Genomic DNA, 6,175 nt, shown 5'->3' on the forward strand with positions numbered 1-6,175 from the left:
GTATAGGAATAATGCATAGTATATTCGTTAGAAAACTAATCAAATAAAAAGTTTCATTTACAGGAGGATATATTTTATGAATATGATAGAGGATTCCTCGATTTTTGTACTGCTGTTTCAGATCATGCAGCTAACCAAGTATCAGGCAATCAGACGTATGGATGAATTAAAGCTGAAACCGAGTCAGGCGGCGATTCTGTTTGTTCTGCATTGTCAAGGGAATATGTCCCAGAGGGAACTGGCAGAGGTAATCGGGATCACACCGCCATCCATGACGGTTGCATTAAGGAAGATGGAAGATCAGGGTTACGTTCTCAGGGAACCGGATCATAATGATCAGAGGATTATACGGATCCAGCTTGCCAAAAAAGGCATTGAATGTGTAGACGGAGTAAAGTGTGTGATAAAAGAGATGGAAGAATTGACTTTGAAAGGTCTGTCGCAGGAAGAGAGGCTTTTTATGCGGAGACTGCTTTCTGAGATGAAGAAGAATCTTCTGGAATCAAGAGATTTTAATGGTATGAATCTACAGGAGATTATGGATGTGACAAAGCCATCTTTAAAGAGTAAATTATAAAATCGGTAGAAAGGAAAGGCAAAACATGAGGAAATTACTGAAATTTTTAAAGCCATATGCCGGAGGGGTTGTGGCAGTGATCTGTGTTCTGGTTGTCCAGGCATTTTGTGATCTATCTTTGCCGACATACACTTCTGATATTGTAAATATAGGAATCCAGCAGGGTGGCATCGATGAGACCGTTCCGGAGACAATTGCAAAAGCAGATCTGGAAAAACTACTTTTGTTTGTTCCGTCAAAAGAACAGGAAATTGTAATGAAAGCATATACTGAGACGACAAAAACGTATGGATATGATGGAATCATTATGGAATTAAAATCTTCTGTTCAAAAAAACAAAGAAAAAATGGAACAATTATCGTCCGTGCTTGGAAAACCAATGTTTCTTGTAACCGGATTTGATTCTGACAGTGATATGACAAAACAGATGCAGGGACAGATGCAAGAGCAGATGAAGATGCCGGATATAAGCAAGATGTCGATATATGATATGTTTGGTATGATGTCAGACGAACAGCGGGATCAGGTCATAGAGCAGATGGATGAAAAAATAAGTGATATGCCGGATTCTATGATTGAGCAGGCAGCTGCATCTTACATCAGAAATGCATATGAGTGTATTGGGATGGACGTGGATGAGATTGAGATCCGCTACGTCCTGCATACAGGAGGAAAGATGCTTGCGCTGGCTGCACTTGGTATGGTGGCAAGTATTCTGGTAGGACTTATGGCATCCCGGATCGGTGCGGGCGTAGGCCGTGGACTGAGAAGAGATGTGTTCCGGAAAGTAGTAGGATTTTCCAATGGGGAATTTGATAAGTTTTCTACAGCATCGCTGATTACAAGAAGTACAAACGATATACAACAGATACAGATGCTTGTTGTCATGATACTCAGAATGGTTATGTATGCACCGATCATGGCAATCGGGGGTATCTGGAAAGTATTCCATACGAATGTGGACATGTCCTGGATCATTGCACTTGCGGTTGGAATGATCGTCGCAATTGTAGCTGTATTATTTGTTATGGTTATGCCAAAATTCCAGATCATGCAGAAACTGGTGGATCGTCTGAATCTGGTCAGCAGAGAGATCCTGACAGGGCTTCAGGTGATTCGTGCTTTTGGCACACAGAAGCATGAAGAAGAGCGATTTGACGTGGCAAACAGGGATCTGGTAAAAGCAAATCTGTTTGTAAACCGGGCAATGACTTTGATGATGCCTATGATGATGTTTATCATGAATGGGATTGGAGTCCTGATCGTCTGGGTCGGCGGACACAGTATCAATGATGGAGCAATGCAGGTTGGAGATATGATGGCATTTATTCAGTATACCATGCAGATTATCATGTCGTTCTTAATGATATGTATGATTTCTGTCATGCTTCCAAGGGCTGCTGTGTCTGCAGAGCGTGTCGATGAAGTGTTGAAGAGCGATACGATGATACATGATCCAAAACAGCCGAAAAGGCTTGCAGAAGAAGGAAAAGGTGAAGTCGTATTTGACCATGTGTCTTTCCGATATCCGGGGGCAGATGAAGATGTTCTGCATGATATATCCTTTACTGCAAAACCAGGTGAGACAACTGCGTTTATCGGCAGTACAGGATGTGGAAAATCAACGCTTGTGAATCTGATTCCCAGATTTTATGATGTGACAGAAGGAAAGATTACCATTGACGGTAAGGATATCCGGGAAGTGTCTCAGCATGAACTTCGTGAAAAGCTGGGATATGTGCCGCAAAAAGGGATCCTGTTTTCTGGAGATATTGCTTCTAATATCATGTACGGTAATCCAAAAGGAAGTGAAGCAGAGATGGTGGAAGCAGCTTCCATCGCACAGGCAGCAGAGTTTATTGAACAGAAGAAGAAACAGTATCACAGTGCAATCTCACAGGGAGGATCTAATGTATCCGGAGGTCAGAAACAGCGATTATCGATCGCGAGAGCGATTGCAAAGCATCCGGATGTGTATATCTTTGATGACAGTTTTTCTGCACTTGATTACAGAACAGATGCAACACTGCGGGCAGCATTAAAAGAAAAGACGGCAGACAGTACGGTTATGATTGTCGCACAGCGAATCAGTACTATTCTGCATGCAGAACAGATCATCGTTCTGGAGGACGGACAGATCGTAGGGAAAGGAACTCACAAACAACTGCTGAAAAACTGTGACGCATATTATCAGATTGCTTCTTCGCAGATGTCGGAGCAGGAACTGGAAAATGATATGAAGGAGGTGGTCTAATATGGCAAAAGGTATGGGACATGGAAAACATATGTCAACTGAGAAAGCAAAGGATTTTAAGGGTACGATGAAAAAACTGGCAGGATATCTTGCAGAATATAAAGTGGCGTTATTCTTTGTCTGTGTATTTGCCATTGGAAGCACGATCTTCAACATTGTTGGTCCGAAAGTGCTTGGAAAGGCTACTACAGAAATATTTAACGGACTGGTAAGAAAAGTATCCGGAGGAAGTGGAATCGATTTTGAAAAGATTGGAAAGATTCTTCTGTTTCTTTTGTGCTTATATATGGCCAGTGCAGCGTTTTCCTTTATACAGGGATATGTCATGACGGGAATTTCGCAGAAGCTGACGTATCGTATGCGAAAAGAGATCTCAGAAAAGATCAATCGTCTGCCGATGAATTATTATGACAAGATGACACACGGAGAAGTGTTGTCCAGAATTACCAATGATGTGGATACTCTGAGCCAGAGTCTGAATCAAAGTGCAACGCAGCTCATTACCTCGATTACAACGATCATAGGTGTATTGATTATGATGTTGAGTATCAGTCCTCTGATGACGGTGGTCGCACTTTTAATCCTTCCGATTTCTATGGGAATGATATCCGTGATTGTAAAGAACTCTCAGATATATTTTAAAAATCAGCAGGAATATCTGGGACATGTAAACGGACAGGTGGAAGAAGTCTATGGAGGGCATAATATTGTCAAGGCATTTAATAAAGAGGAAGATGTAATCCGGGTATTTGATGAAGATAATGAAATGTTGTATCAGTCCGCGTGGAAATCCCAGTTTTTGTCAGGAATGATGATGCCAATCATGCAGTTTGTCGGCAATCTCGGTTATGCCGGTGTCGTTATTCTCGGCGGAGTCCTGACAATGAAACAGGCGATTGAAGTAGGGGATATACAGTCATTTACACAGTATGTCCGGAATTTTACACAACCGATTCAGCAGGTGGCACAGGTGGCTAATATGCTGCAGTCTACAGCGGCAGCTTCGGAGAGGGTATTTGAATTCCTGGAGGAACCTGAGGAAGTGCAGATTGTTCCTGATCCGGTATCGATAGAGGGACTGGAAGGGAATGTAGAGTTTGATCATGTTCAGTTTGGTTACAATCCGGATCATATTATCATCAAAGACTTCAGTGCCGGAATCAAACAGGGTCAGAAGATTGCAATTGTAGGTCCGACTGGCGCCGGAAAGACAACTATGGTAAAATTGTTAATGAGATTTTATGATGTCAATCATGGCGCAATCAAAGTGGATGGTCATGATATCCGCGACTTTAACCGGGAAGAACTCCGTCAGATGTTCGGTATGGTCCTGCAGGATACCTGGCTGTTCAAGGGAAGCATTGAGGATAATATCCGGTACGGAAAACTGGATGCAACACATGAAGAGGTTGTGGAAGCCGCAAAAGCAGCGCGTGTCCACCGGTTTGTTCAGACACTGCCGGGAGGCTACAATATGGAACTGAATGAAGAAGCAAGCAATGTTTCTCAGGGACAGAAGCAGCTGCTTACCATTGCAAGAGCAATTCTGGCAGATCCAAAGATACTGATACTGGATGAGGCTACCAGTTCCGTGGACACAAGAACGGAGATACAGATTCAGAAGGCGATGGACACCTTGATGGAGGGAAGAACCAGTTTTATCATCGCGCATCGGTTGTCGACGATTCGGGATGCAGATCTGATACTCGTCATGAAGGAGGGAGACATCGTAGAACAGGGCAATCATGAAGAATTGTTGAAAAAGAACGGATTTTATGCAGAATTGTATAATTCACAATTTGCAAAGACTGCATAACGTTAAAACGATAAAAAAGGGACGGAGGATTTTTAAAAATTCCCCGTCCCTTTTTTATCACGTTAAAGGAGGAAAGTGATTATGAAGCGTTTAGATCAGCAGTTTAGTTTTATCAGGGAAATTGACAAGGAGAAGTTTATTGGCCGTCAGACTTATCTGACGGATGGAGAACGTAAGGAAAATGATGCGGAACACGCATGGCATATGGCGATCATGACGATCCTGCTGAGTGAGTATGCGAATGAAGAGATAGATGTGTTGAAGACGGTGACCATGCTTCTGATTCATGATATTGTTGAAATCGATGCCGGGGATACGTATGCTTATGATGAGGAAGCTAAAAAAACGCAGAGGCAACGCGAACAAAAAGCAGCAGAGAGAATTTTTGGCATGCTTCCGGAGGATCAGGGAAAGAAAATGAAGGATTTGTGGGAAGAATTTGAGACCTGCGAATCGAAGGAAGCGAGATTTGCAAGGACAATGGACAACCTTCAGCCGATCATGTTAAATGATGCTACAGATGGAAAAGCATGGGAGGAGCATAATGTTCATCTGGACCAGGTGATGGGAAGAAATAAAAATACACACAAAGGATCAGAGGTTTTATGGAAATACGCCCTGGAACATTTTATCAGTCCAAATGTTGTGAAGGGACATTTGAACGCGGAACAACAGGACGGATAGATGTAAAAATCTTCAGAAAAAAGCGCTGGCAGAAGAAGATCTGGCAGCGCGTTATATAAAGCACAGAACGTGCAGAAGTGTGAAGGATAGAAATCATCCTGAAAGTGGATAGATTCCATGCAAAAAAAGGACATAACAGTACTATATAAAAATCAACCAATTGGGAAAATTGTAAAAATTTGAAAAATGCTTTACGAACGAAGTACTGAAAAAAGTACTAAGAATATAATTAGATTGTCTAAATTATAGCATATACATTGAGAAATGTAAATAAAAAACAGCAATTATTACAAATTTTCTGCATAATTGCTGCTTTTTGAAAAATATAATATTATTTCATGGATAATCCTGCAAGAACGGATTTTACATGATTGATTTCCTGCTGTGTTGCTTTTTCGGCAGGAACATAATAGCTCTTTTCTCTCGCAATCTGATAAAGTTGTTCCTGAGACATTTCACACTGATTGCGGATCTGTTTCAGGCACTGTTTTAACTCCTTGTTTTCTGTCTGAGAGATCATCTCTCCATAGCGGACGAGTTCTCCGTTGACGCCTGCCAGAGCGTCACTGACCATTGTTTTTTCGTCTAACATATCAGAACCTCCTATAAAAATTTCATCAAATCCTGTTTGTTTTTCATGGCGGATTCGGCGGCATCCTGGAAAAGTTTTTTGACTTCCGGGTCTTTTGCCTGAGAAGCATAATCTTGCATTTTACAGTGGCTGGTGTCATATCCGCCGATCAGATGGCGGAGATTTTGTAAGTCAAGTACAGATATTTCGGCCATAATAAATTCCCCCTTTTTTGAATTCAAAATTAGTATGTCTGATTGCCGGAAAAAATAT

General features: G+C 41.7%; 6 protein-coding genes. 4 read left to right on the top strand and 2 right to left on the bottom strand.

All coding sequences use genetic code 11. From position 1 onward, the window contains the following. Window positions 1-76 precede the first annotated feature (76 nt). The 4 genes from JQM82_RS13945 to JQM82_RS13960 all read left to right on the top strand — a co-directional run bounded on the left by JQM82_RS13945 (window position 77) and on the right by JQM82_RS13960 (window position 5,331). A complete protein-coding gene (locus JQM82_RS13945; protein WP_235251003.1) occupies window positions 77-577 on the top strand; it encodes a MarR family winged helix-turn-helix transcriptional regulator in 501 nt (166 codons plus the stop codon). Window positions 578-602: 25 nt separating this feature from the next. Further along, window positions 603-2,831, top strand: a complete 2,229-nt coding sequence (locus tag JQM82_RS13950) for an ABC transporter ATP-binding protein (protein ID WP_235251004.1) — start codon at window positions 603-605, stop codon at window positions 2,829-2,831. 1 nt (window position 2,832) lies between these two features. Further along, on the top strand, window positions 2,833-4,647 hold the full coding sequence (locus JQM82_RS13955; RefSeq protein ID WP_235251005.1) for an ABC transporter ATP-binding protein: 1,815 nt from the start codon (window positions 2,833-2,835) through the stop codon (window positions 4,645-4,647). A gap of 81 nt (window positions 4,648-4,728) precedes the next feature. Further along, on the top strand, window positions 4,729-5,331 hold the full coding sequence (locus tag JQM82_RS13960; protein ID WP_235251006.1) for an HD domain-containing protein: 603 nt from the start codon (window positions 4,729-4,731) through the stop codon (window positions 5,329-5,331). Between the two features lie 331 nt (window positions 5,332-5,662). On the opposite strand, the gene JQM82_RS13965 is transcribed toward JQM82_RS13960, so the two are convergent. Both JQM82_RS13965 and JQM82_RS13970 read right to left on the bottom strand, forming a co-directional pair. Beyond that, window positions 5,663-5,923, bottom strand: coding sequence for a spore coat protein (locus JQM82_RS13965; RefSeq protein ID WP_235251007.1), 261 nt, complete (start codon window positions 5,921-5,923; stop codon window positions 5,663-5,665). 11 nt (window positions 5,924-5,934) lie between these two features. Further along, entirely contained in the window at window positions 5,935-6,117 is a 183-nt protein-coding gene (locus tag JQM82_RS13970; RefSeq protein WP_235251008.1) for a hypothetical protein, read from the bottom strand. Window positions 6,118-6,175 lie beyond the last annotated feature (58 nt).

Origin of the sequence: Faecalicatena contorta (assembly GCF_021531995.1) — a bacterium.
In the GTDB taxonomy this organism is placed as follows: Bacteria; Bacillota; Clostridia; order Lachnospirales; family Lachnospiraceae; genus Dorea_A; species Dorea_A contorta_A.